At 67.4% G+C, this 23,346-nt stretch carries 25 protein-coding genes; 14 read left to right on the top strand and 11 right to left on the bottom strand.

Translation table 11 applies throughout. From position 1 onward, the window contains the following. Positions 1 to 3: 3 nt before the first annotated feature. On the bottom strand, positions 4 to 384 hold the full coding sequence (locus ACTG4X_RS00475; protein WP_093055064.1) for an S-adenosylmethionine decarboxylase family protein: 381 nt from the start codon (positions 382 to 384) through the stop codon (positions 4 to 6). Positions 385 to 529: 145 nt separating this feature from the next. Between ACTG4X_RS00475 and tkt the strand changes: the two genes are divergently transcribed. Both tkt and gap read left to right on the top strand, forming a co-directional pair. Beyond that, positions 530 to 2,584, top strand: coding sequence for a transketolase (gene tkt, locus ACTG4X_RS00470; protein ID WP_440533033.1), 2,055 nt, complete (start codon positions 530 to 532; stop codon positions 2,582 to 2,584). 49 nt (positions 2,585 to 2,633) lie between these two features. After that, positions 2,634 to 3,635, top strand: coding sequence for a type I glyceraldehyde-3-phosphate dehydrogenase (gene gap / locus ACTG4X_RS00465; protein WP_093076388.1), 1,002 nt, complete (start codon positions 2,634 to 2,636; stop codon positions 3,633 to 3,635). A gap of 64 nt (positions 3,636 to 3,699) precedes the next feature. Here gap and ACTG4X_RS00460 read toward each other — a convergent pair whose 3' ends face one another. From ACTG4X_RS00460 to ACTG4X_RS00450, 3 genes are all read right to left on the bottom strand, one after another. Further along, positions 3,700 to 4,248, bottom strand: a complete 549-nt coding sequence (locus ACTG4X_RS00460; protein WP_256329039.1) for a hypothetical protein — start codon at positions 4,246 to 4,248, stop codon at positions 3,700 to 3,702. A gap of 93 nt (positions 4,249 to 4,341) precedes the next feature. After that, complete coding sequence (locus ACTG4X_RS00455) at positions 4,342 to 4,935, bottom strand: hypothetical protein (RefSeq protein WP_440533032.1); 594 nt, start codon at positions 4,933 to 4,935, stop codon at positions 4,342 to 4,344. Between the two features lie 123 nt (positions 4,936 to 5,058). Next, a complete protein-coding gene (locus tag ACTG4X_RS00450) occupies positions 5,059 to 5,367 on the bottom strand; it encodes a putative quinol monooxygenase (RefSeq protein WP_093055072.1) in 309 nt (102 codons plus the stop codon). A 113-nt stretch (positions 5,368 to 5,480) separates the two neighbouring features. Here ACTG4X_RS00450 and ACTG4X_RS00445 point away from each other — a divergent pair, with 113 nt between their 5' ends. Beyond that, positions 5,481 to 6,806, top strand: coding sequence for an Nramp family divalent metal transporter (locus tag ACTG4X_RS00445; protein WP_093055074.1), 1,326 nt, complete (start codon positions 5,481 to 5,483; stop codon positions 6,804 to 6,806). On the opposite strand, the gene ACTG4X_RS00440 is transcribed toward ACTG4X_RS00445, so the two are convergent. From ACTG4X_RS00440 to ACTG4X_RS00430, 3 genes are all read right to left on the bottom strand, one after another. Next, the gene (locus tag ACTG4X_RS00440) at positions 6,803 to 7,141 is read right to left on the bottom strand and encodes a protealysin inhibitor emfourin (protein ID WP_093055076.1); all 339 of its coding nucleotides are present in this window, start codon (positions 7,139 to 7,141) and stop codon (positions 6,803 to 6,805) included. The genes ACTG4X_RS00445 and ACTG4X_RS00440 overlap by 4 nt on opposite strands. Then, positions 7,138 to 8,223 carry a M4 family metallopeptidase gene (locus tag ACTG4X_RS00435; protein ID WP_440533031.1) on the bottom strand — a complete coding sequence of 362 codons (1,086 nt, stop codon included), beginning with the start codon at positions 8,221 to 8,223 and terminating at the stop codon, positions 7,138 to 7,140. The genes ACTG4X_RS00440 and ACTG4X_RS00435 overlap by 4 nt, the downstream gene beginning before the upstream one ends. Before the next feature lie 78 nt (positions 8,224 to 8,301). After that, the gene (locus ACTG4X_RS00430; RefSeq protein ID WP_093055080.1) at positions 8,302 to 9,231 is read right to left on the bottom strand and encodes a LysR family transcriptional regulator; all 930 of its coding nucleotides are present in this window, start codon (positions 9,229 to 9,231) and stop codon (positions 8,302 to 8,304) included. Positions 9,232 to 9,345: 114 nt separating this feature from the next. Here ACTG4X_RS00430 and ACTG4X_RS00425 point away from each other — a divergent pair, with 114 nt between their 5' ends. The 3 genes from ACTG4X_RS00425 to ACTG4X_RS00415 all read left to right on the top strand — a co-directional run bounded on the left by ACTG4X_RS00425 (position 9,346) and on the right by ACTG4X_RS00415 (position 11,905). Beyond that, a complete protein-coding gene (locus ACTG4X_RS00425) occupies positions 9,346 to 10,437 on the top strand; it encodes a tartrate dehydrogenase (RefSeq protein WP_093055082.1) in 1,092 nt (363 codons plus the stop codon). Positions 10,438 to 10,509: 72 nt separating this feature from the next. Next, positions 10,510 to 11,520, top strand: coding sequence for a tripartite tricarboxylate transporter substrate binding protein (locus tag ACTG4X_RS00420; protein ID WP_440533030.1), 1,011 nt, complete (start codon positions 10,510 to 10,512; stop codon positions 11,518 to 11,520). 94 nt (positions 11,521 to 11,614) lie between these two features. Beyond that, the gene (locus tag ACTG4X_RS00415) at positions 11,615 to 11,905 is read left to right on the top strand and encodes a YciI family protein (RefSeq protein WP_093055086.1); all 291 of its coding nucleotides are present in this window, start codon (positions 11,615 to 11,617) and stop codon (positions 11,903 to 11,905) included. Between the two features lie 21 nt (positions 11,906 to 11,926). Here the strand turns inward: ACTG4X_RS00415 and ACTG4X_RS00410 are convergent, their stop codons facing one another. Beyond that, complete coding sequence (locus tag ACTG4X_RS00410; RefSeq protein ID WP_218132224.1) at positions 11,927 to 12,985, bottom strand: pirin family protein; 1,059 nt, start codon at positions 12,983 to 12,985, stop codon at positions 11,927 to 11,929. 160 nt (positions 12,986 to 13,145) lie between these two features. Continuing rightward, entirely contained in the window at positions 13,146 to 13,568 is a 423-nt protein-coding gene (locus ACTG4X_RS00405) for a VOC family protein (RefSeq protein WP_093174549.1), read from the bottom strand. 238 nt (positions 13,569 to 13,806) lie between these two features. Here ACTG4X_RS00405 and ACTG4X_RS00400 point away from each other — a divergent pair, with 238 nt between their 5' ends. After that, entirely contained in the window at positions 13,807 to 15,387 is a 1,581-nt protein-coding gene (locus ACTG4X_RS00400; RefSeq protein ID WP_440533029.1) for a CYTH and CHAD domain-containing protein, read from the top strand. A 28-nt stretch (positions 15,388 to 15,415) separates the two neighbouring features. On the opposite strand, the gene ACTG4X_RS00395 is transcribed toward ACTG4X_RS00400, so the two are convergent. Further along, positions 15,416 to 15,892, bottom strand: a complete 477-nt coding sequence (locus ACTG4X_RS00395; protein WP_097197592.1) for an FKBP-type peptidyl-prolyl cis-trans isomerase — start codon at positions 15,890 to 15,892, stop codon at positions 15,416 to 15,418. Continuing rightward, positions 15,889 to 16,851: a LysR family transcriptional regulator gene (locus ACTG4X_RS00390; protein ID WP_097197593.1), complete on the bottom strand. Its 963-nt coding sequence runs from the start codon at positions 16,849 to 16,851 to the stop codon at positions 15,889 to 15,891. The genes ACTG4X_RS00395 and ACTG4X_RS00390 overlap by 4 nt, the downstream gene beginning before the upstream one ends. An 87-nt stretch (positions 16,852 to 16,938) precedes the next feature. Here ACTG4X_RS00390 and ACTG4X_RS00385 point away from each other — a divergent pair, with 87 nt between their 5' ends. The 7 genes from ACTG4X_RS00385 (at position 16,939) to ACTG4X_RS00355 (ending at position 23,346) form a co-directional block, all read left to right on the top strand. Beyond that, positions 16,939 to 17,325: a DoxX family protein gene (locus tag ACTG4X_RS00385; protein ID WP_440533028.1), complete on the top strand. Its 387-nt coding sequence runs from the start codon at positions 16,939 to 16,941 to the stop codon at positions 17,323 to 17,325. A 32-nt stretch (positions 17,326 to 17,357) separates the two neighbouring features. Further along, positions 17,358 to 17,942, top strand: a complete 585-nt coding sequence (locus ACTG4X_RS00380) for an NADPH-dependent FMN reductase (protein ID WP_093055098.1) — start codon at positions 17,358 to 17,360, stop codon at positions 17,940 to 17,942. Beyond that, entirely contained in the window at positions 17,939 to 18,796 is an 858-nt protein-coding gene (locus ACTG4X_RS00375; protein ID WP_440533027.1) for a pirin family protein, read from the top strand. The genes ACTG4X_RS00380 and ACTG4X_RS00375 overlap by 4 nt, the downstream gene beginning before the upstream one ends. 266 nt (positions 18,797 to 19,062) lie before the next feature. Further along, a complete protein-coding gene (locus tag ACTG4X_RS00370) occupies positions 19,063 to 19,854 on the top strand; it encodes a class II aldolase/adducin family protein (protein WP_093055102.1) in 792 nt (263 codons plus the stop codon). Positions 19,855 to 19,932: 78 nt separating this feature from the next. After that, positions 19,933 to 21,501 (top strand): ABC transporter substrate-binding protein, encoded by a 1,569-nt coding sequence (locus tag ACTG4X_RS00365; RefSeq protein ID WP_097197594.1) that lies wholly within the window; start codon positions 19,933 to 19,935, stop codon positions 21,499 to 21,501. A 19-nt stretch (positions 21,502 to 21,520) separates the two neighbouring features. Further along, on the top strand, positions 21,521 to 22,495 hold the full coding sequence (locus tag ACTG4X_RS00360; RefSeq protein WP_093076361.1) for an ABC transporter permease: 975 nt from the start codon (positions 21,521 to 21,523) through the stop codon (positions 22,493 to 22,495). Next, positions 22,492 to 23,346, top strand: a complete 855-nt coding sequence (locus ACTG4X_RS00355; RefSeq protein ID WP_093055108.1) for an ABC transporter permease — start codon at positions 22,492 to 22,494, stop codon at positions 23,344 to 23,346. Before ACTG4X_RS00360 ends, ACTG4X_RS00355 begins: the two co-directional genes overlap by 4 nt.

Raw genomic sequence — 23,346 nt, 5'->3', positions numbered from 1 at the left:
CGCTCACGCCGAGACCCGGCCGCGCTGCAGCTCGTTGCGTTCGCTATGAAGGGGCTGGAACAGCGACACCAGGCACTCCATCAGCGCATGTGCCTTGGCCGAATGGTCGCCGCCGAAGTTGCAGACGTACACGTCGAGCGTCACGCCGCGCTGCTCGGGCCAGGTGTGGATGCACAGGTGCGATTCGGCCAGCAGCACCGTGGCCGTGACCCCGCCCGGCCCCTGCGGCGTGGCAGGAAAGGAGTGGACCAGCTTGCCCACCGCCTGCAGCCCCGCGGCCGACACCGCCTTGATGCAGACCGCCCCCAAGGCGGGGCCGTCGGTGAGCCATTGAAGGCCGCATTGGCAGTCGTGAAGGTCGGCGGTGAGGTGCAGCCCATGCATGGGTGGCAACTCTAGCAGTCCGCCCGCCGCACAAGAACATCGGAAGGGTGTTCAGGCCGTATCGGGGCCGGTTGGGGCTCGCCCGGTAAAATCGCGGGTTCTCCCGACCCCAATCCTCCCTTTTCCCTCCGAAAGTCCACCGCACATGGCAAACCACGCCCTGATGGCCAACGCAATCCGCGCTCTGGCTATGGATGCCGTCCAACAAGCAAATTCCGGACATCCGGGCGCACCGATGGGCATGGCCGACATGGCCGTCGCACTCTGGGGCGAACACCTGCGCTACAACCCCGCCAACCCGCACTGGTTCGACCGCGACCGCTTCGTGCTCTCGAACGGCCACGCCTCGATGCTGCTGTACTCGGTGCTGCATCTCACCGGCTACGACCTGCCCATCGGCGAGCTCAAGAACTTCCGCCAGCTGCACAGCAAGACCGCCGGCCACCCCGAAGTCGATGTGACCCCGGGCGTGGAAACCACCACCGGCCCGCTGGGCCAGGGCATCACCAACGCCGTGGGCTTCGCGCTGGCCGAGAAGCTGCTCGCCGCCGAGTTCAACCGCAAGGACCACGGCGTGGTCGACCATCACACCTACGCCTTCCTGGGCGACGGCTGCATGATGGAAGGCATCAGCCACGAAGCCTGCGCGCTCGCCGGCGCCTGGCACCTGAACAAGCTGATCGCGCTGTACGACGACAACGGCATCAGCATCGACGGCCAGGTCAAGCCCTGGTACATCGACAACGTGGCCGAACGCTTCCACGCCTATGGCTGGCACGTGATCGGCCCGATCGACGGCAACGACGCCGCCGAAGTGTCCAAGGCCATCGCCAAGGCCAAGCAGTCGACCGACAAGCCCACGCTGATCAACTGCAAGACCGTCATCGGCAAGGGCAGCCCGAACCGCGCCGGCACCGCCAAGGCGCACGGCGAGGCGCTCGGCGCCGAAGAAATCAAGCTCACGCGCGACGCCATCGACTGGCACTACCCGGCCTTCGAGATCCCGGCCGAGGTGTACGCCGACTGGGACCACAAGGAAGCCGGCGCCAAGACCGAAGCCGCCTGGAACGACAAGTTCGCCGCCTACGCCGCCGCGTTCCCCGAACTCGCCGCCGAGTTCACCCGCCGCATGAAGGGCGAGCTGCCCAAGGACTTCCACCAGGTCGCCTTCGACACCGTGGTCGCCGCCCACACCAAGGCAGAGACCGTGGCCAGCCGCAAGGCCAGCCAGCTCGCGCTCGAAGCCTTCACGGCCGCGCTGCCCGAAATGCTCGGCGGCAGCGCCGACCTGACCGGCTCGAACCTCACCAACACCAAGAGCACGCCCGCGCTGCGCTTCGACGCCAAGACCGGCGCCGTGGTCCGCACCGAGCCCACCGAACAGCACCCCGAAGGCCAGATCGGCCGCCACATCAACTACGGCGTGCGCGAATTCGGCATGGCCGCCATCATGAACGGCGTGTCGCTGCACGGCGGCTACATCCCCTACGGCGGCACCTTCCTCACCTTCAGCGACTACAGCCGCAACGCCATCCGCATGGCCGCGCTGATGAAGCGCCGCGTGGTGCACGTGTTCACGCACGACTCCATCGGCCTGGGCGAAGACGGCCCGACGCACCAGTCGATCGAGCACGCCGCCTCGCTGCGCCTCATTCCGAACCTCGACGTCTGGCGTCCGGGCGACACGGCGGAAACTGCCGTGGCCTGGGCCGTGGCGCTGCAGAACCAGTCGCGCCCCACGGCGCTGCTGCTGAGCCGCCAGAACATCGCCTACGCGGCAAAGTCGGAGCTGGGCGACATCAGCCGTGGCGCCTACGTGCTGTCCGAGCCGGAAGCCGTCGGCCTGAAGAACAAGAAGACCGTGGCCGTGATCATCGCCACCGGTTCGGAAGTGCAGCTCGCGATTGCCGCGCAGAAGCTGCTGGCCGACAAGAAGATCGCCGTGCGCGTGGTGTCGATGCCCTCGACCACCACCTTCGACCGCCAGGACCTCGCCTACAAGAAGGCCGTGCTGCCGAAGAAGCTGCCGCGCATCGCCGTCGAAATGGGCTGCACCGGCGGCTGGTGGAAGTACGGCTGCGCCGCCGTCGTCGGCATCGACACGTACGGCGAATCGGCGCCCGCGCCGGAGCTGTTCAAGTACTTCGGATTCACGGCGGAGAACGTGGCCGCTACGGTGGAAGCCGCATTGCGCGACTGATCGCGCCGGTTCACGACAAACAAGTTTTTCAACCTTAGGAGCAAGTCAGATGGCTATCAAACTCGGTATCAACGGCTTCGGCCGCATCGGTCGCAACGTGCTGCGCGCAGCAGTGCAGAACTTCAAGAACGACATCGAGATCGTTGCCATCAACGACTTGCTCGAGCCCGACTACCTCGCCTACATGCTCCAGTACGACTCGGTGCATGGCCGCTTCAAGGGCGAAGTCACGGTTGAAGGCAACACGCTGATCGTGAACGGCAAGAAGATCCGCCTGACGCAGGAGCGCGACCCCGCGCAACTGAAGTGGAACGAAGTCGGTGCCGACGTCGTGCTCGAATCGACCGGCCTCTTCCTCACCAAGGAAACGGCGCAGAAGCACATCGATGCGGGCGCGAAGAAGGTCATTCTGTCGGCACCGTCGAAGGACGACACCCCCATGTTCGTCTACGGCGTGAACGACAAGAAGTACGCCGGCGAAGCCATCGTCAGCAACGCCAGCTGCACCACCAACTGCCTGGCCCCGCTGGCCAAGGTGCTGAACGACAAGTGGGGCATCAAGCGCGGCCTGATGACCACCGTGCACGCAGCCACCGCCACGCAGAAGACCGTGGACGGCCCGAGCAACAAGGACTGGCGCGGCGGCCGCGGCATCCTGGAAAACATCATTCCTTCGAGCACCGGCGCAGCCAAGGCCGTGGGCGTGGTGATCCCCGAGCTCAACAAGAAGCTCACGGGCATGAGCTTCCGCGTGCCGACCTCCGACGTGTCGGTGGTCGACCTGACGGTCGAGCTGGTGAAGGAAGCCACGTACAAGGAAATCTGCGCCGAAATGAAGGCACAGAGCGAAGGCGCGCTCAAGGGCGTGCTGGGCTACACTGAAGACAAGGTCGTGGCCACCGATTTCCGCGGCGACCCGCGCACCTCGATCTTCGACGCCGAAGCCGGCATCGCGCTCGACGGCACCTTCGTGAAGCTCGTGAGCTGGTACGACAACGAATGGGGCTACTCGAACAAGTGCCTGGAGATGGTGAAGGTCGTTTCGAAGTAAGGCTTCGCGGCTTCAGCAAAAAACGCGCCTTCGGGCGCGTTTTTTATTGGGCTCTTGCCCACCGTTATCGCAGCTTCTCGTTCCTGCGAATTTCGCTGCTCAGCTGCGAGGTCAATCGCGTTGCAGCCCTTCGAGCCGCCAATCCGAAGTCGCCCTTGAACTCGCCGAACTCCGCAGTGCCGTTGCCCGTCGCACGCACGTGCGTGACCTCGGCGCCGGCAGCATCGGTCACCACGCACGACACCTCGGCCGTGAACGAGGTCGGCGGCCAGCTGATGAAGGACGATGAACTGGAGTCGGTCTTGATGCGCGGCGCGAACACCAGCGACACGCCGGCCGCCTCGTTCGCCTTCGCGTCACCGGCGGTGCGCAGCACCACCACGTCGCGGTACACCGCGCGCAGCGCATCGCGGATCGACTTCTCCAGGTCGCGGTACGGGTAGTAGCTCACGCGGTCGCCGCTGCCGCCGGGGGTGATGACTTCCAGGTCGCGATCCGCATCGGTCATCACGTAGGCGACCTTCTTTTGAATCAGGTGCGCCTGCGAACGCTGCGGCGCGGTCTCGGTGATCATCGTGATCGGATGCACGCAGCCAGCGAGCATGGATGACATCAGTGCCACGAGTGCCGCGCCCGCAACACGTCGAATCGCGGTCATCGGAAGTAAGAAGAACATCATCATCGAAGCGCCTCCAGGCCTGTGACGTCAGCGGCCGATGGCGGCCACGAACTGCGGATCGGCATACACCTGCCGCAGCAAGGCGCGCACGAGGCGCGGGTACGCGGCCTGTCCGGCCGGCACGGCGACGATGCTCGCGTAGCTCGAATCGAAGGCGGTCTCCGCGCGGTAGGTCTTGCGCAGGCGCTGCGTGCCCTCGCGCGTGACGGTGACTTCGACGTCCATGCGGCCGGTGCCGTTGATCACGCCGAGGTCGATCTCGTTGACCAGGATGCGCGCCGCGATGCGCGTGGGCGCCTTCGGGTCGTAGACGGAGATTTCGCTGAGGTCGCGCATCAGCGCGTCTTGCAGGTATTGCGCGAAGCTGCCGCTGGGTGACAGCAGCCTGGCGCTGCGAAGGTGCACGGTGTTGACCTTGTCTTCCGCTTCGGTGGGCTGTGCCTTCGTGAGCGCCACGGGGCCGGGGCGCGTGGCCTCGAGGCGGTCGAGCGTCTCGTAGTCGGCCGCGTAGGGCGGCGCCAACAACGGCGCGCAGCCGGTCGTCAGAACAAGGGCGGCCAGTAGTGCGCCGGGCGCGAGCCAGGCGCGCAAGCGGAAACCTCGCGAACGAAAGATCGCCATGCCTGCAGTCCCTCTCTCCATGCGGCCGTGCGATGCATACATGGTGCATCCGCGATGCCTGCTCCCCGGCGCGAAGGTAGCACGCATCGCGCCGCGCGCGAAGGCGGGAAACTCAGGCCGGCTTCAGACCGGTTCGAGCACGTGGATCAGCTTGCTCTCGGTGAACTCTTTCGTCTTCTCGCTGTGGGCCTTCATGTGCGGTGCAACCGCATGCGCCTGCAGATGTGCCAGCGTTTGCCATTTCTCGACGACCACGAAAGTGTCTGGGCCGAAGCTGGCCTTCGAAGTCGGGATGCCCTGCGCATCGACCGTGGCGCCGTATTCGATGCAGCCCTCTTCGGCCAGCACGGCCGCGCGATTGGCGGCAAAGGCTTCGAGCAATTTGGCGCGCTGGCCTGGCTTGGCGGTGATGACGGCGACGACGTGAATCATTGAAAGAGTCTCCAGTAGCTAAGGTAGTAGGACGGTCGAATCTAAGAGATTCGGCGCCGTCGCGCTGGTCCGGTCCGCGACAACACCACGGCCTTGTCCCTATCATCGCCCGCATGTTCTTCCCGCTGCCCCGCACGGCCACTGCGCCCTTCTGCCCTTCCGAAGTGAAAGGCAGCGTGGCCGTCCCGCAAGACCTGCCTTTCTTCAAGAAGCTGATGCGCTACGCGGGCCCCGGCCTGCTGGTGTCGGTCGGCTATATGGACCCGGGCAACTGGGCGACCGACATCGAGGCCGGCTCTCGCTTCGGCTACGGCCTGCTGTTCGTGGTGCTGCTCGCGAGCCTCGCGGCGATGCTGCTGCAGACGCTGTGCGTGCGGCTGGGGCTCGTGGCGCAGAAGGACCTGGCGCGTGCCTGCCGCGAGCACTACTCGCCGCGCGTCAACCGCCTGCTGTGGCTCGGCGCCGAGCTGGCCATCGTGGCCTGCGACCTCGCCGAGGTGCTTGGCAGTGCGCTCGCGCTGCACCTGCTGTTCGGCGTATCGATTCCGGTGGGCATCGCCATCACGGCCTTCGACACGCTGCTGGTGCTGGGCCTGCAGGGCGCGGGCTTCCGCCGTGTCGAGGCCATCGTGCTCGGGCTGGTCGGCACCATCGCGGGCTGCTTCGTCGTCGAGCTGGCGATGTCGCCGCCCAACTGGTTCGGCGTGGCGATGGGTTTCGGCCCGAGCCTGGAGCGGCTGCACCAGCCGGGCGCGCTGTACCTGGCCATCGGCGTCGTCGGCGCGACGGTGATGCCGCACAACCTGTACCTGCATTCGTCCATCGTGCAGACCCGGCTGATTGCCGACACCGATTCGGCGCGCCGCGAGGCGGTGCGCTTCTGCACGCTCGACGCGGTGGTGTCGCTGTCGCTCGCGCTGCTGGTCAACGCGGCCATCATGGTGCTCGCGGCCAGCGCCTTCCATGCCACGGGACACCGCGAAGTGACCGAGATCGACGACGCCTACCGGCTGCTCGAACCCATCGTCGGCAGTGCTTTCGCGGCCACGTTGTTCGGCATTGCGCTGCTGGCGTCGGGGCAAAGCTCGACCTTCACCGGCACCATCGCGGGCCAGATCATCATGGAAGGTTTTCTCGACCTGAAGATCCCGTGCTGGCAGCGCCGGCTGATCACGCGCGGGCTGGCGCTCGGCCCGGCCTGGCTCGGCGTCTGGTGGTTCGGCGATGGTGGCGTGGGCAAGATGCTGGTGCTCAGCCAGGTGGTGCTGAGCTTCCAGCTGCCCTTTGCGATGTGGCCGCTGATCCGCTTCACGAGCAGCCGCGCGATGATGGGCGGCTTTGCCAACGGGCCGGTGGTGAAGTCGCTGGCCTGGCTGTTGTTCGGCGTGATCAGCGCGGCCAACGTGTGGCTGGTCGCCACGGTGGTCTCGGGCAACTAGCGCTTGCCCGCGTCCTTCCACAGGTGCACCAGCGCCTCGGGCGCCTCGGCTTCCGGCACCTCGAAGCTCACGGAAATCTTCTGGTCTTCTCCGGCGCTTTCAACGAGCACCTCGACACGGTAGTAGCGCTGGTCGCCGCTGGACAACGTGGCACCTGCCTGCCCCGCATGCGGTACCGCGCTTTGCAGCGCATCGCCTATCTGCTGGCGCAGTTCGGCGGTGCAGTCGCCGAGCTGGAAGCTGCGCGGCTGCGACAGGCCGGGCATGTAGGCCAGCCCGCCCTCGCGCGTCACGCGCACGATGGTCGCCTTGTCCAGTGGCGGCAGGCGGATCATGGCGAAATCACTCCCACGCCTTGCCAGGCATCAGCCACCGCCTTGTGCACCGCGCTGCCAGCGCCGAAGCGCCGCGAGGCGACGTCGGTGCTGAGCGTTGCGAAGGCCTCGAAATCGGCATCCTGGCGCAGGCGCTTGTCGCATACCGCGTCGTACCAGACACGGCCTGCGGTTTCCCACGCCTGCCCGCCGATGGCCATGGCCGCCAGGTAGAAGGCACGGTTCGGAATGCCCGAGTTGATGTGCACGCCCCCGTTGTCCTGCGAGGTGGTGACGAAGTCCTTCATGTGCGCCGGCTGCGGGTCCTTGCCGATCACCGGGTCGTCGTAGGCGGTGCCGGGCTCGGCCATCGAACGCAGGGCCTTGGCCCTCACGCTCGGCATGAAGAGGCCCGCACCGATCAGCCAGTCGGCCTGCTGCGCCGTCTGCCGCAGCGAGTGCTGCTTGACGAGCACGCCGAACACGTCGCAGATCGATTCGTTGAGCGCGCCGGGCTGCCCCTGGTAGACGAGGCCGGCCTCGTGGTCGATCACGCCGTGCGTGAGCTCGTGGCCGATGATGTCCACCGCGATGGTGAAGCGGTTCATGACCTCGCCGTCGCCATCGCCGAACACCATCTGCTCGCCGTTCCAGAAGGCGTTGTCGTAGTCCTTGCCGTAGTGCACGCTGCCGGTCAGCGGCATGCTCGCGCCGTCGATGGAGTCGCGCTCGTACACGTCATGGTACAGACGCCAGGTTGCGCCCAGGTAGTCGTAGGCCTCGTCGGCCGCAATGTCGCCGGTGGCGGGCTTGCCCTCGGTGCGCACCAGCTTTCCCGGCAGCGTGGTTGTGTGGCCTGCGTCGTGGATGGCGCGTTCCGGTGAATTCGGCCGCGCCGGGCGTGGCCGCGCGGCTGTCGTGCTCGCTGTGCCCGAGGCAAGCTTTGGCGGCACGAAGCCGCGCAGCGCGCGGTGCTCGCGATCGATCGTCAGCGTGTTCACTGCACGCGCGCTGATGGACGCGCTGGCGTGCTCGGCAAGGCGGCTCAGCAGGTACGGCGGTATGAAGCCGGGCGGCAGGATCTGCAGCGTGCGCGACGGCATGGGCGGGCCTTTCGTCGGGTGTCGATTGATTCAAAACACCGTAGCAGAAACACCCGTCCGCGCTTGTCGGATCGAAGCTCAAGCCCTCGGCGGCATGTCGTCTTTTCCGAGCGCGGCGGCCATGAAGTCGACGAAAGTTCGCACGCGTGCCGACAGCTGGTGGCGCTGCGGGTACACCGCGTAGATGTCGGCGTCGGGCGTGCGGTAGTTGGCCAGCACCTGAACCAGCCGGCCGCTGCGCAGGTAGCGCGCGATGTCCCACTCGGCGCGCATCAGGATGCCGTGACCGTCCAGGGCCCAGTTGACCGCGATTTCGCCGTCGTTGGTGCTGAGCGCGCCACGCGTCTTCACGGCCTCGGTGCGCTGCGCCGTGCCGCGCCCGGTGCTCAGCCGCCAGATGCCATAGGCCTCGTCGCCCTGGCGGATGCCGATGCAGCGGTGGTGCGTGAGGTCGTTGGGCACCTTGGGCTGCCCGGCGCGCGCCAGGTAGGCGGGCGAAGCGCACAGCAGCCGCCGGTTCGACGCGATGCGCCGCGCGATCACGCGGGCCTCGGGCGGCGCGCCGAAGCGGATGCAGACGTCGAAGGCGTCGTCGGTCAGCGGCGGTGGATTGACCGAGAGCTGCAGCTGCACCTCCACCTGCGGATGCCTGCGTGCGAACTTCGAGATCAGCGGCGCCACGTGGCTGCGGCCGAAACCCAGCGTGGCGTTCACGCGCAGCAGGCCCTGCGCCTCGCCCTTCGCGCCGCCCAGCAGCTGCGCCATGTCGTCGATCTCGCCGAGGATGCGGCGCGCGTGCGCCACGTACAGCTCGCCCTCGGGCGTGAGGCTCATGCGCCGCGTGGTGCGGTTCACCAGCGTCACGCCCAGGCGCGTCTCCATCTGCGCGAGCCGCTTGCTCACCGCAGGCGTGCTGATGCCGAGTTCGCGCGCTGCGGCGCTCAGGCTGCCGCAGGCCGCGAGCGAGGAGAAAAAGCCGAGGTCGGCGGGCTGGACCGGAGCAACCATGAGCGATCCGATTGTTGAACTGAGGTTAATGATGGATTCACTTTCGGCATGAATCGTTCGGCACATCGGATCCTACAGTGGGCAACCACCACTACAGCGCACACAAGGACATCGATGAGCAGCTACAGCATTGCCACCATTCCCGGCGACGGCATCGGCAAGGAAGTGATCCCGGCGGGGCGCCAGGTGATGGAGGCGCTGGCCGCGGCCTCCGGCGGCGCCCTGCATTTCAGCTTCGAGGACTTCGGCTGGGGCGGCGACTGGTACCGCGCGCACGGCGAGATGATGCCGGCCGACGGTCTCGACGCGCTGCGCAAGAAAGACGCGATTCTTTTCGGCTCCGCGGGCGATCCGCACATTCCCGACCACATCACGCTCTGGGGCCTGCGCCTGAAGATCTGCCAGGGCTTCGACCAGTACGCCAACGTGCGGCCCACGCGCATCCTGCCGGGCATCGACGGTCCGCTCAAGCGCTGCGCGCCCGGCCAGCTCGACTGGGTGATCGTGCGCGAGAACTCCGAGGGCGAATACGCCGGCGTCGGCGGCCGCGTGCACCAGGGCCACCCCATCGAAGCAGCCACCGACGTGAGCATGATGACCCGCGCGGGCGTCGAACGCATCATGCGTTTCGCTTTCAAGCTCGCTCGTTCGCGGCCGCGCAAGCTGCTCACCGTGGTCACCAAGAGCAATGCGCAGCGACACGCGATGGTGATGTGGGACGAGATCGCGCTGCAGATCTCGAAGGAGTTCCCCGACGTGAGCTGGGACAAGGAACTGGTCGACGCCTGCACCGCGCGCATGGTCAACCGCCCGGCCTCGCTCGACACCATCGTCGCCACCAACCTGCACGCCGACATCCTCAGCGACCTCGCTGCGGCGCTGGCGGGCAGCCTGGGCATTGCGCCCACCGGCAACATCGACCCGGAGCGGCGCTATCCGTCGATGTTCGAGCCCATCCACGGTTCGGCCTTCGACATCATGGGCAAGGGGCTGGCCAACCCGGTCGGCACCTTCTGGTCGGTGGTGATGCTGCTCGAGCACCTGGGCGAGGCCGAGGCCGCGCGCCGCGTGATGGCTGCGGTGGAGCACGTCACGGCCAACCCGTCGCTGCACACGCGCGACCTGGGCGGCAGCGCGACCACCGAGCAGGTGACGCGCGCGGTGTGCGCGCACATTGCCGGCGAGCCCGTGCGGCTTGCGGCCTGACCGATTCGAGCGACACGACGGTATCCGCGCGCCTCGATGCGCGCATCACAACAACGAGCCGGAGACAACACCATGACAGCAGCTTTCTTCCCCCAGCGCCACCGGCGCACGGTGCTTCGGGCCGCGGCGCTCGCGCTCGGCCTCGGCGCCTCTGCCCTCGCCTTTGCGCAGCAGGCACCAGTCAACTGGCCGACCCGGCCCATCAGCCTCGTCGTGCCCTTCCCCGCCGGCGGCACCACCGACGTGCTGGCCCGCGCGCTGGCCGACAAGCTTTCGCAGTCACTCGGCCAGCCGGTGGTGGTCGAGAGCAAGCCCGGCGCCGGCGCCACGCTTGGCGCCGACTACGTGGCCAAGGCCAAGCCCGACGGCTACACGCTGCTGATGGGCGCGGTGCACCACACCATCGCCACCAGCGTCTACAAGAAGCTGCCCTACGACTTCCAGAAAGACCTGGCGCCGATCACCGTCGTGGCCATGGTGCCCAACGTGCTGGTCATCAACGCCGCGAACACGCCCGCGAAGAACGTGGCCGAACTGGTTGCGCTCGCCAAGGCCGAGCCCGGCAAGCTGGCCTACGGCTCCAATGGCAACGGCACGGCGCAGCACCTGATCGGCACGCAGTTCCAGTCCAGCACCGGCACCACGCTGCTGCACGTGCCCTACAAGGGCAGCGGCCCGCTCACCACCGACCTGCTCGGCGGCCAGGTGGCGATGTCCTTCGACACCATCACGCCGGTGCTTCAGCACATCAAGAGCGGCAAGCTGCGCGCGCTGGCCGTGACCACGGTGCGCCGCTCGTCGGTGCTGCCCGACGTGCCGACGCTGGAGGAAGCGGGGCTCAAGGGCTTCGACATCGGCACCTGGTTCGGCGTGCTTGCGCCGGCCGCCACGCCGAAGGAGATCGTCGCGCGCCTCAACGCCGAGATGGTGAAGATCATCCACTCGCCCGATTTCGCGCAGCGCATGCAGGCCATCGGCGCCGAGCCGCTGGGCGGCACGCAGGAAGAGATGGCGCGGCAGATCCGGGAAGAGACAGCCCGATTCGCGAAACTCGTCAAAGAGGGCGGAGTGGCGATCGACTAGCGAGCAGTCTGTTACGGGTGTGCACACCTCGCCCGGGCGGGCGTCTTGCCAAGGTCATAGGATCGGGGCTTCCGAATTCACCGCAGCCCTGCCCATGTTCATCGTCACCCTCACCTACATCCGCCCGCTCGAAGAAGTCGACGCGCTGATGGACCCGCACATGGTCTGGTTGAGGAAGCACTACGAAAGCGGGCTGTTCGTGGCTTCGGGCCGCCAGGTGCCGCGCACGGGTGGCGTGATCCTCGCCCGGTCGGGCGACCGTGAAGGGCTGGAGGCCGTGCTGGCGCGCGATCCGTTCGTGCAGGGCGGCGTGGCGCGCGCCGACGTGACCGAGTTCGTGCCCAGCATGACGGCCCCCAGCATCGAGGTGATCAAGACGTTCTGAGGAAGAACGTCTTTTTTTCGCTCAGGCTCCCGGCACTTCTTCGTGGCCGCCGGGGTGCCGCGCAAAGCGCGCGGCCTCGCGGTCGTGCACCGGCGCCGGATCGTCCCATGGCCAGCCTCCGAACTGCGTGCGGCGGTAGTCGGCCATGGTCTGGCTGATCTCGGCCTGCGTGTTCATCACGAAGGGGCCGTACTGCGCCACCGGCTCGGCGATCGGGCGGCCCTGCAACACCAGGAACTCGCTCGTCTCGTCGTTGCCGTTGACGATCTCGACGGCCGCATCCGCGCGCAGCTCGACAGCGGCCGGGCCTTCCACGCGCTCGCCGGCAATGTGCGCCACCGCCCCCTTGAAGAAGTACAGCATGCGCCGCGTGCCTTCGCCCGTGGCGGCCGGCAACGTCCATTGCGCGCCGGGCGTCATCTTCAGCGTCCAGATCGCCACGTCGGCATCGGCCTGGGCAGCCCATGAGTCGGGCGGCGGCGCCAGCGGCTGGATCGGGTCCTGTCCGCTGGCGGCGTCGCCGAGCCGGCCCGCGATGACTGCAACCTCGGTGCGGCCGCCCTTCGCATCGTCGGAGGCGAAGCGCGGAATGGCGTCGGACCAGAACATCGTGAAGTGCGGCTCGGCCATCTTGCTCCTGGCTGGCAGGTTGAGCCAGATCTGGAACAGCTCCAGCGGGTTCGGCGCGCCGGCGTCGAGCAGCGGGAACATTTCAGAGTGCACGATGCCCTTGCCGGCCGTGAGCCACTGCACGTCGCCGCCGCCGAAGCGCGCGGTGGCGCCCAGCGAGTCGGAATGATCGACCAGGCCCTTGCGCACGATGGTCACGGTTTCGAAGCCGCGGTGCGGGTGCGAGGGAAAGCCCGGCACCGTGTCGCCGTGGTACATGCTCCAGCCGTCCTTGCGGCTGAAGTCCTGGCCGATCTGGCGACCGGCCAGCGAGGCCTCGGGGCCCATCTGGCCGTTGGCCTTCGGGTAGGCGTCGTCGTGATAGACGCAGAACAGGAACGGGTCGATCGTCTGCCACGGGAAGCCGAGCGGCTTGACCTGGACGACGGGGCCCTTGTTGTTGTCGGACATTTCGATATTCCTTTCCATGTGGGGCGCGGCCGATGATGCCGTGCCAGTGGATGGAATATCGGGGCGCCGCCGCCTTCCGGTAGAGGCCTTCCGTGCAACAGTGAAGAGCGCGTATGGAACGATGGGCATCGCTCTGGTTCTTCAGCGGCGTGGCGTTACATCACGGGTTCTGGTGCGTCACGGCGGCGTTCGGGTCCATGTACACCAGCTCCCACAGGTGGCCGTCGATGTCCTGGAAGCCATGGCCGTACATGAAGCCGTAGTCCTTCGGCTCGCCCGGGATGGTGCCTCCGGCCGCCTTTGCCTTGGCCACCAGCTCGTCGACTTCGGCGCGGCTCTCGCACGAGAGGCACAGCAGCACTTCGGTGCTCTTCGACGTGTCGGTGAGGCTCTTGGTGGTGAAGGTCTTGAAGAACTCCTCGACCAGCAGCATGACGTGGATGCTGTCCTTCTGGACGACCATGCACGCGGCATTGGCGTCGGTGAACTGCTCGTTGAAGGTGTAGCCCAGCGCGGCGAAGAAGGTCTTGGTCTTCTCGAGGTTCTTGACGGGGAGGTTCACGAAGATCTGCTTGGTGGCCATGGTGTCGTCCTGTATTGGTGGATGGATGGATGTGGAGGCGTTTCGCGGCGTTTTGTGTACGCCGTCCACAAAAGATACCAAAGAAAATGGACGGCGTCCACATATTCTTTCAAGCGGGTGAATTGGCCTGGGGCCGGTGGGCGGCGAATGGGTGGAGAGACGCGTGCGGGCGGCATGCCCTCTTGGTGCTTGACGTTGCCGGCGCCGGCATTGCATCCGGCAAAAAAGACGGGGCATCATGGCCGCCATGGAAATCGAGTTCAAGTTCTGCATTCCCGCCGACCGCCTGAAGGCCGTCGAAGCCGCCCTGAAGCGTGGCGCCGTCGTGCGCACGCGCCTGCAGGCCCGCTACTTCGACACCGCCGACCAGCGGCTCGCCGCCGACGGCATGGTGCTGCGGCTGCGCAAGGAAGGCCGGCGCTGGGTGCAGACCGTGAAGGCCACCGGCGACAACGCGCTGCACCGGCTGGAGCACAACGTCGACCTGGGTACGGCGGCTGCGGCGCCGCAGATCGATCCGCAGCGCCATCAGGGCACGCCCGTGGGCGACCGGCTTTCGAAGCTGCTGGCCGAAGGGGGCGGCGCGCCGCTGGTCGAGCGGCAATCGACCGACATCGTGCGGCTCACGCGCGACGTGCGCGTCAACGGGCCCGGCGGCGCTGTGGTGGAGATGGCGCTGGACATCGGCAAGGTCGTCGCGCACGCGGGCACGCCCGAGCAGCGTGAATCACCGGTGTGCGAGCTGGAGCTCGAACTCAAGCGCGGCGACGTGCAGGGCCTTGTGTCGCTCGCGCGGCGTTGGTCGCAGCAGCATGGGCTGTGGTTCAGCACCGTGTCGAAGGCGGAGCGCGGCGCGCGCCTGCTCGCGGCGCAGGAGACCGTCGAAGCGGCGAAGGCCGAAGCGCCACGCTTCGCCACGCAGCACCCCGACGGGCGAGCCGTGCAACAGGCCGTGGTGGCATCGTGCTTGGCGCAGATGCTGCCCAATGCCAGCGAGATCGCCGCGGGGAGTGCCGATGAAGAGCAGATCCACCAGCTGCGCATCGGCATCCGCCGGCTACGCACGGCGTTGCGCGAGCTGCCGGAGCTGGGCCAGTTCGACACGGCCGAATGGGAGCCGCCGCTGGTCGACGCCTTCCGCGCGCTGGGCGCATTGCGTGATCGCGAACAGGTCGTGAAGCTCGCGCAGCCCCGGCTGCGCGAGGCGGGTGCGCCGGACTTCGATCCGCTGGCCGGCGGCGACACGGCGGCCAGCACGCTATCGCCCGGTGACATCGTGCGCGCCCCGGCGTTCCAGAACGCGCTCGTTTCGCTGATCGGCTTTACCGCGGCGGAGCCTGTGGAAGCAGCACCGGCGACCGTCGCCGCCGAAGACAACCCGGCAGTTCCTTCAGCACCCGCGCCCATCAATGCCAATGCCGTGCGCCGCCTGCTGCGCAAACGCCTGCAGCGCCTGCACAAACAGGTGCTGTGCGACGGTGAGCGCTTCGAGTCGCTCGATACCGAAAGCCAGCACCGCGTGCGCAAGCGACTCAAGCGCCTGCGCTACCTCGCCGAGTTCGTGGCGCCGCTGTTCGAGAAGGAAGACGGCAGCGCCGCCGCGCGCTACCTGAAAGCACTGCGCCCCGCGCAGGATGCGCTGGGCGAGTTCAACGACGAGGCCGTCGCGCTCGCGCTGTACCGCGAGGCCGTCGAGCGCGATGCGCGTGCGTGGTTCGCGGTGGGATGGTTCACCGCGCGGCATGCAGCCGGCGCGAAGGCCTGCCACAAGGCGCTGGCGAAGATCGAGGATGCGCCGCGGTTCTGGAAGAAGAACTGACCGGACGGCCTAACGAACCGCCATCGCGTCAGTGATGGTGCCCGTGCGCCCCATGAACATGCCGGTGCTCGATTTCCACCGGCAGCGCCGCACGCACATCCGTCACCTGCAGGCTGAAGCGCAGCGCCTTGCCGGCCCATGGATGGTTGCCGTCGAGCAGCACGACCGGGCCCTTGATTTTCATGACGGTGAAGACATGCTCGGTGCCGTCGTCGAGCCGGCCCTGCAACTGGCCGCCGACCTTCACGCCCGGCGGAAAGTCGGTCTTGGGGATGCTGCGCACTAGGGTCTCGTCGCGCTGGCCGAAGGCGTCTTCGGGCGCGAGGTTCAGCACGGTCTGGTAGCCCTTTTCCTTGCCATCGAGGGCTTCCTCGATCTTGGGCAGCGTGTTCTCGTAGCCGCCATGCAGGTAGGCCATCGGCTCGGGGCTCGCTTCGACGAGCTTGCCCTGGGCGTCGGAGACCTTGTACTTGATGGTGACGACGGTGTCTTTTTCGATTTTCATGGGGTGGCATTTTCAGTGGAAACGAAAAGGCCCTGAGCCTTCCCGGAAGACGGCAGCTCCTGCAGCATGTCCATGTGGTCGAGCTTGCTCATCACCAGGTCGATGAAGGCCGACACCGCCAGCGGCAGGTGCTTGCGGCTCGGGTAGACCACGCTGAGCCCCCGGCCGGTGTACTCGTACTGCGGCAGCACCCGCACCAGCCGCCCTTCCTGTTCGTCGCGCGTCGCCATCGCCGGCGGCAGCTGCGCAATGCCCAGCCCGGCCAGCGCCGCCTTGCGTAGTGCCTGCGCGGTGTTGCCGGTGAACCGGCCGGTGACCTGCACTTCTTCTTCCACCCCCTCGGGGCCCGTGAGGCGCCAGATCGTGTGTCCGCTGGGGTGCGGTGGCGTCACGCAGTCGTGGTCCGCCAGCTCCTGCAATGTTGTGGGCTCCCCGCGTTGCGCGATGTAGGCGGGGCTTGCCAGCAGGCCGCCGCTGCGGGTGGCCAGCCGCCGGCCGATGTACCCCGAATCGCGCAGCACACCGCCGCGGAAGGCCACGTCGATCTGCTCCGCGATGAGGTCGGCGGCCGCGTCGCTGAGCACGAAGTCGAGCTTCACCAGCGGATGCGCGGCCAGAAAGTCGGACACCCATTCCATCGGGAAGAAATCGAAAAAATCCGCCGGCGCCGCCACTCGCACGAGGCCGCTGGGCTCCTGGCCTCCGGCCACCAGCGCCTGCCCGGCTGCAGCCAGCCCGTCGACCAGCCCCGCGCACCGGTCATGAAAATCCTGCCCGGCGCTGGTCAGCGTCAGCTTGCGTGTCGAGCGCTGCATCAGCCGCGTGCCCAGTTGCGATTCGAGCTGCTGGATGCGCCGGCTCACTGTGTTGGGCGGCAGGCCCAGCCGCCGGGCCGCCTCGGCAAAGCTGCCGTGGCGCACCACCTGCACGAACATGGCGACGTCGTTGAGGTCGAACATGGCGGGTTGATTCCTTCAATTTTTGGACGAGTGCAATCCGACTCTACTGTCTAGTCGATCAATGGGTGCGTGCCTAACCTTATGCCCATGACTTCTTCATCTACTTCCTCTCCCATGCAGCGCCGCATCGTCTGGGGCGTTCGCATCCTGCTCGCGCTGGCTTTCGGCGCCGCCGGCGCCTCCAAGCTGGCCGGTGTGCCGCAGATGGTCCAGGTGTTCGACGCGATCGGCTTCGGCCAATGGTTCCGCTACGTGACGGGCCTGGTCGAGGTCGGCGGTGCGCTGCTGCTGCTCGTGCCCGCAACCGGCTTCTTCGGTGGCCTGCTGCTGGCCGCGACCATGGTCTGCGGCGTGGCCACGCACCTGGTGCTGATTGGCGGCAACCCCGTGCCGGCAATGGTGCTGGCGCTGCTGTCGGGCTTTGTCGCCTGGCGCCTGCGGCCCGTGTCCCGGCTGGTCGTCACAGCGGCCTGAACTCTTTTCTTCAACTCTATTTGGAGTACCCCATGACCCAGCAACAACCCCGCATCGGCATCATCCTCGGCTCGACCCGCGAAGGCCGCTTCGGAGAGAAGCCCGCGCAATGGATCCACGAGATCGCCAAGCAGCGCACCGACCTCGCCTTCGAGCTGGTCGACCTGCGCGACCATCCGCTGCCCTTCTTCAACGAGGCGGGCGCGCCGGCCTGGGGGCCGGTGAAGAACGAAGCCGCGCAGCGCTGGCAAGCCAAGCTGGCCACCTTCGACGGCCTTGTCGTCGTCACGCCCGAATACAACCACGGCCCGAGCGCGGTGCTGAAGAACGCGATCGACTGGGCCTACAAGGAATTCATCCGCAAGCCGATCGGCTTCGTAGGCTACGGCGGCGTGGGCGCGGCGCGGGCCGTGGAGCAACTGCGGCTGGTGGCGGTCGAGATGCAGATGGCGCCGGTGCGCAACGCCGTGCACATCGGCATGGTCGAGTTCCTCGGCATCTGGCAGCAGGGCAAGAGCTTCGACGACTTCCCGCACCTCGCGCAGTCGGCCACCGGCATGCTCGACGACATCGCCTGGTGGGCCAAGGCGCTGAAGACGGCGAGGGAGGCTGTATGACCACCGCTGCTGTCGAAACGCTGGCCCGCGCCATCGTCTACCGCACGCGCGGTTCGCAGCACGGCGGCATCGTGCGGCTGATGAGCCCCGGCGACCTGGGCGAGTTTCTCAAGCCCTTCGTGTTCCTCGACCTCTTCGGCTTCGACACCACGGGCGGCCACAAGGGCTTCGGCCTGCACCCGCACTCGGGCATTGCCACGCTCACTTACCTGATCGAGGGCGACACCCTCTACGAGGACACGACCGGCGAGCAAGGCACGCTGCTCGGCGGCGGCGTGGAATGGATGCGCGCCGGCAACGGCGTGTGGCACACCGGCGGACCCGCGCCGGGCGTGAAGCGCGTGCGCGGCTTCCAGCTGTGGGTGGCGCTGCCGGCTTCGGAAGAGAACGCGCCGGCGCAAAGCATGTACCTCGCGCCCTCGCAGGTGCCGCAGGAGGGCCCGGCGCGTGTGCTGCTCGGGCGCTACGGCGCGGCGCAGAGCGCCATCGCGGCACCGGCTCCGATCAACTACCTGGCCGTGCAGCTGAAAGACGGCGAGCGCTGGAGCTACGTGCCGCCCGCCGGCCACACGGTGGGCTGGGTTGCGGTCAACGAAGGCGCGCTCGAAACGGGCGACGACAGGGGCGGCCCGATCGGCAGCGGCGAGCTCGCGGTGTTCGAGGAGTCGAGCGCGGTCATCGACTTCGTGGCCCGTGGCGACACGTCCTTCGTGCTGGGCTCGGCGGTGAAGCACCCCCACGAGCTGGTGATGGGCCACTACTCGGTGCACACCAGCCGGGCGACGCTCGACCAGGGCGAGGCCGAAATCCGGCGCATCGGCGCACGGCTGCGCCAGGAAGGGCGCCTGCCCTAGCACCCCATCGGTGCGCCCGGGCGCACGAACGACAGCCTCCAACCACGCCGGCGGCGCGCATTTTCGGGTGCGCGCCGCCGGCTTTTTTGTGTTCCGCCCTCTGAGCGGCACCGGTCTGGAGGGCCACCCAAGGGCTTACCCCATCACGCGGGCCCGCATATTGCTTAAGACTGTCGCTGGTTGACTGTCGACAGCTCGAAGTCAATCCGACGAACCCATCAACAAGGCAAGGCCCGCCCGGCCGGGCCTGTGGAAAGGAACGCGATATGCAACTGCACGCAGTGGACCGCAAGGCCCCGCCCGTCTCAGACGCCGAGCGCCAGGTCCGACAAGACCTGGCCGCGGCCTACCGGCTGGTGGCGCACTACGGCATGGACGACAGCATCTACACGCACATCTCCGCGCGTGTGCCGGGAACCGAAGACCAGTTCCTGATCAACCCCTTCGGGATGCTGTTCCGCGACATCACCGCCTCGTCGCTGGTCAAGATCGACCTGGAAGGCCGCATCCTCGACGACTCCCCCTACGACGTGAACCCGGCCGGCTTCACCATTCACAGCGCGGTGCACGCGGCGCGCCACGACGCGGCCTGCGTGCTGCACACCCACACGGTGGCGGGCGTGGCGGTGTCGTCGCTGGCCGGCGGGCTGCAGCCTTGCAACCAGTGGGCGCTGCAGTTCTATCAGCGCGTGGTCTATCACGACTTCGAGGGCATCGCGCTCGACCCCGAGGAGCGCGAGCGCCTCGTGGCCGACCTGGGCCCCACGGCGCGCGCGCTCATCCTGCGCAACCACGGCCTGGTGACGCTGGGCCGCACGGTGTCGGAAGCCTTCATCCTGATGCTGAACCTGGAGCGTGCCTGCCGCGTGCAGGTCGCCATCCAGTCGAGCGGCCTGCCGGTGTACCCGGTGCCGGCCGAGGTCTGCGAAAAGACCGCGCAGCAGTACGAGGCCGGCGGCGGCAGCTACCTGCCCGGCCAATCCGACCCGAACGCGCGCGAATGGCGCGCGATGCTGCAGCGCATCGAGCCCGCACCGGCCACGTCGTTCCGCGACTGAGCCGCTGCCCCCCGCTTTCCCATCCCGTCCCCCTGACCCTGTCCACCACCTCGAAAGAGCCAGAAGGAGTTCGCCCTCATGAAACGTCGCAACCTCATCCAGATGGGTGCCGCTGCCACCGCCGGCCTGACGCTGGCCGGCGTTCCCCTGCACCTCCTGGCCGCGGGCAGGAAGGGCGGCGTGATCAACGCCGTCGTCCAGCCGGAGCCGCCGGGGCTGATGCTGGGCATCACGCAGAACGGCCCCACGCAGATGATCTCCGGCAACATCTACGAAGGCCTGCTGCGCTACGACGAGAAGATCACCCCGCTGCCCTCGCTGGCCACCGCGTGGACCGTCAACAAGGAAGGCACGCTCTACACCTTCAAGCTCAAGCCCGGCGTCACCTGGCATGACGGCAAGCCCTTCACCTCGGCCGACGTGGTGTTCTCGGCCGACGTGTTCCTGCGCAAGACGCATGCGCGCCTGCGGGCCAACCTGGCTGCGGTGGAAAGCATCCGCGCGGTCGATCCGCTCACCGTCGAGTTCAAGCTCAAGTACCCCTTCGGCCCCTTCATCGGCATCTTCGAGGTCGGCAGCATGCCGATGATCCCGAAGCACATCTACGAAGGCACCGACTTCGCGACCAACCCCGCCAACGCCACGCCCATCGGCACCGGGCCGTTCAAGTTCAAGGAGTGGGTCAAGGGCTCGTACATCCAGCTCGTGGCCAACGACAAGTACCACGTGAAAGACGTGCCGTTGGTCGACAGCGTCTACTTCCACGTCATTCCCGACGCGGCCTCGCGCGCCGCGGCCTTCGAATCGGGCAAGGTCGACCTGGTGCCCGGCGGCGCGGTCGAGTACTTCGACGTGCAGCGCCTGTCCAAGCTGCCGGGCGTCGCGGTCACCACCAAGGGCTGGGAGTTCTTCGCGCCGCATTCGTGGCTGTGGCTGAACAACCGCAAGGCGCCGATGGACAACATCAAGTTCCGCCAGGCCGTGATGTTCGCCATCGACCGCGAGGCCATGGCCAAGATCGCATGGCAGGGCTTCGCCAAGCCCGCCACCGGCCCCTTCAACAGCAACATCAAGTTCTACAGCACCGACGTCGCCAAGTACCCGCGCAACGTGGAAACGGCCAAGAAGCTGCTGGCCGAATCGGGCTACAAGGGCGAGACGCTGCGGCTGCTGCCGCTGCCCTACGGCGAGACCTGGTCGCGGCAGGCCGAGATCCTGAAGCAGAACCTGGCACAGGCCGGCATCAAGGTCGAGATGACCGCCACCGACGTTGCCGGCTGGAACCAGCGCCTGAACGACTGGGACTACGACCTCGCCTTCACCTACGTCTACCAGTACGGCGACCCGGCACTGGGCGTGGCGCGCAACTACACCACCGCCAACATCGCCAAGGGCTCGCCCTTCAACAACGTCGAGGGCTACTCCAACCCGAAGGTCGACGAGCTGTTCGATTCCGGTGCGCGCGAGACCGACCCCGAGAAGCGCAAGGCCATCTACCTGCAAGCGCAAAAAATCCTGCTCGACGAGGTGCCCGTGGCCTGGCTGCTGGAGCTCAACTTCCCCACGCTCTACCGCACCAAGCTCAGCAACATCGTGAGTTCGGGCATCGGCCTCAACGACAGCCTCGGCAACGCAAGCGTCGGCTGACGCGCGGAGTGACGACCGAATGAAACGTACGCAGTTCATGTTGACCCGCGTGCTGCAGGGCCTGGTGGCGATCCTGCTGATTGCGACGGTCAACTTCATGCTGGTGCGCGCCGCGCCGGGCGATCCGGTGTCGGTGCTGGCCGGCGAGGCCGGCGCGTCCGACCCGCAGTTCGTGGCGCAGCTGCGCGCGCAGTTCGGGCTCGACCAGCCGCTGTCGACGCAGCTCGCCACCTACGTCGGCAAGGTGGTGCGGCTCGACCTCGGCTATTCGTACCGCCAGCAGCAGCCGGTGCTGAAGCTCATCATGGACCGGCTGCCCGCCACGCTGCTGCTCACCGGCACGGCCTTCGCGCTCTCGCTGCTCTTTGGCATCACGCTGGGGGCGCTGTCGGCGCGGCGCGCGGGCACGTGGGTCGACAGCGCCATCACCGTGGTGGCGCTGCTGTTCTATGCCACGCCGCTGTACTGGCTCGCGCTGATGGCGGTCCTGGTGTTCACGGTACAGCTCGAATGGCTGCCGGGCTTCGGCCTCATGACCGTGGGCTCGGGCCACACCGGCTTCGCGCTGGCGCTCGACGTCGCCAAGCACCTGGTGCTGCCGGCACTCACGCTCGCGCTGTTCTACATGGCCGTCTACGCACGCATGACGCGCGCTGCGATGCTCGAGGTGGCGCAGATGGACTTCGTGAAGACCGCGCGCGCCAAGGGCGTGAAGCCCGGCCGCATCCTGCGCGCGCATGTGCTGCGCAACGCGCTGCTGCCGGTGGTCACGCTGGCGGGTATCCAGGCCGGCGGGATGATCGGCGGCGCCGTGCTCACCGAGACCGTGTTCGCCTGGCCCGGCATCGGCCGCCTGATGTTCGACGCGCTGCTTCAGCGCGACTACAGCCTGCTGCTCGGCGCCTTCCTGGTGACGGCGGCGATGGCAGTGCTCTTCAATCTCATCACCGACCTGGTCTACACCCTGGTCGATCCGCGGATCGAGCTGACATGACGACGACGATGCAAAGCGATTTCTGGCGGCGCTTTCGCCGCAACAAGGGCGCCGTGGCCGGCATGGTCGTGCTGCTGATCGTGGCAGCCGTTGCACTGCTCGGGCCGTGGCTCGCCACCAACGACCCGTGGGCCATGGTCGAGCAGCCCTTCGTGCGCCCCTGGACCGAGCCCGGCTTCCTGCTGGGCACCGACACGCTCGGGCGCGACATCCTTGCGGGCCTGGTCTACGGCGCGCGCATTTCGCTCTTGATCGGCGTGGTGTCCACCATCGTGGCGCTGCTGATCGGCGTCACCTTCGGTGCTGTGGCCGGCTACTTCGGCGGCTGGATCGATGCGGCGCTGATGCGCTTCACCGAGCTGTTCCAGGCGGTGCCGAGCTTCGCGCTGGCCATCGTGCTGGTGGCGATCTTCGAGCCTTCGATCAAGTCCATCGTCGTGGCCATTGCCATCGTTTCGTGGCCGCCGGTGGCGCGCCTCGTGCGAAGCGAGTTCCTCACGCTGCGCCAGCGCGACTTCGTGCAGGCCGCGCTGCTCGCGGGCCAGTCGACGCCGCGCATCATCCTCACGCAGATACTGCCCAACGCCATGTCGCCCATCATCGTGATGGCCTCGCTGATGGTGGCCACCGCCATCCTGCTCGAAAGCAGCCTGAGCTTTCTGGGCCTGGGCGATCCGAACCAGATGAGCTGGGGCTACATGGTCGGCGCCGCGCGCACCGTGCTGCGCCAGGCCTGGTGGATGGCGCTGTTTCCGGGGCTTGCCATCGTGCTGACCGTGCTCGCGCTCAACCTCGTGGGTGAAGGCCTGAGCGACGGCCTCAACACGCGGCTGCACGGAAGGGGCAAGTAA

It is taken from the genome of Variovorax sp. YR566, assembly GCF_051992195.1.
Lineage (GTDB): Bacteria > Pseudomonadota > Gammaproteobacteria > Burkholderiales > Burkholderiaceae_C > Variovorax.
Note: the sequence above shows the minus strand (reverse complement) of the source record. Positions and strands in the feature narration are given on the sequence as shown.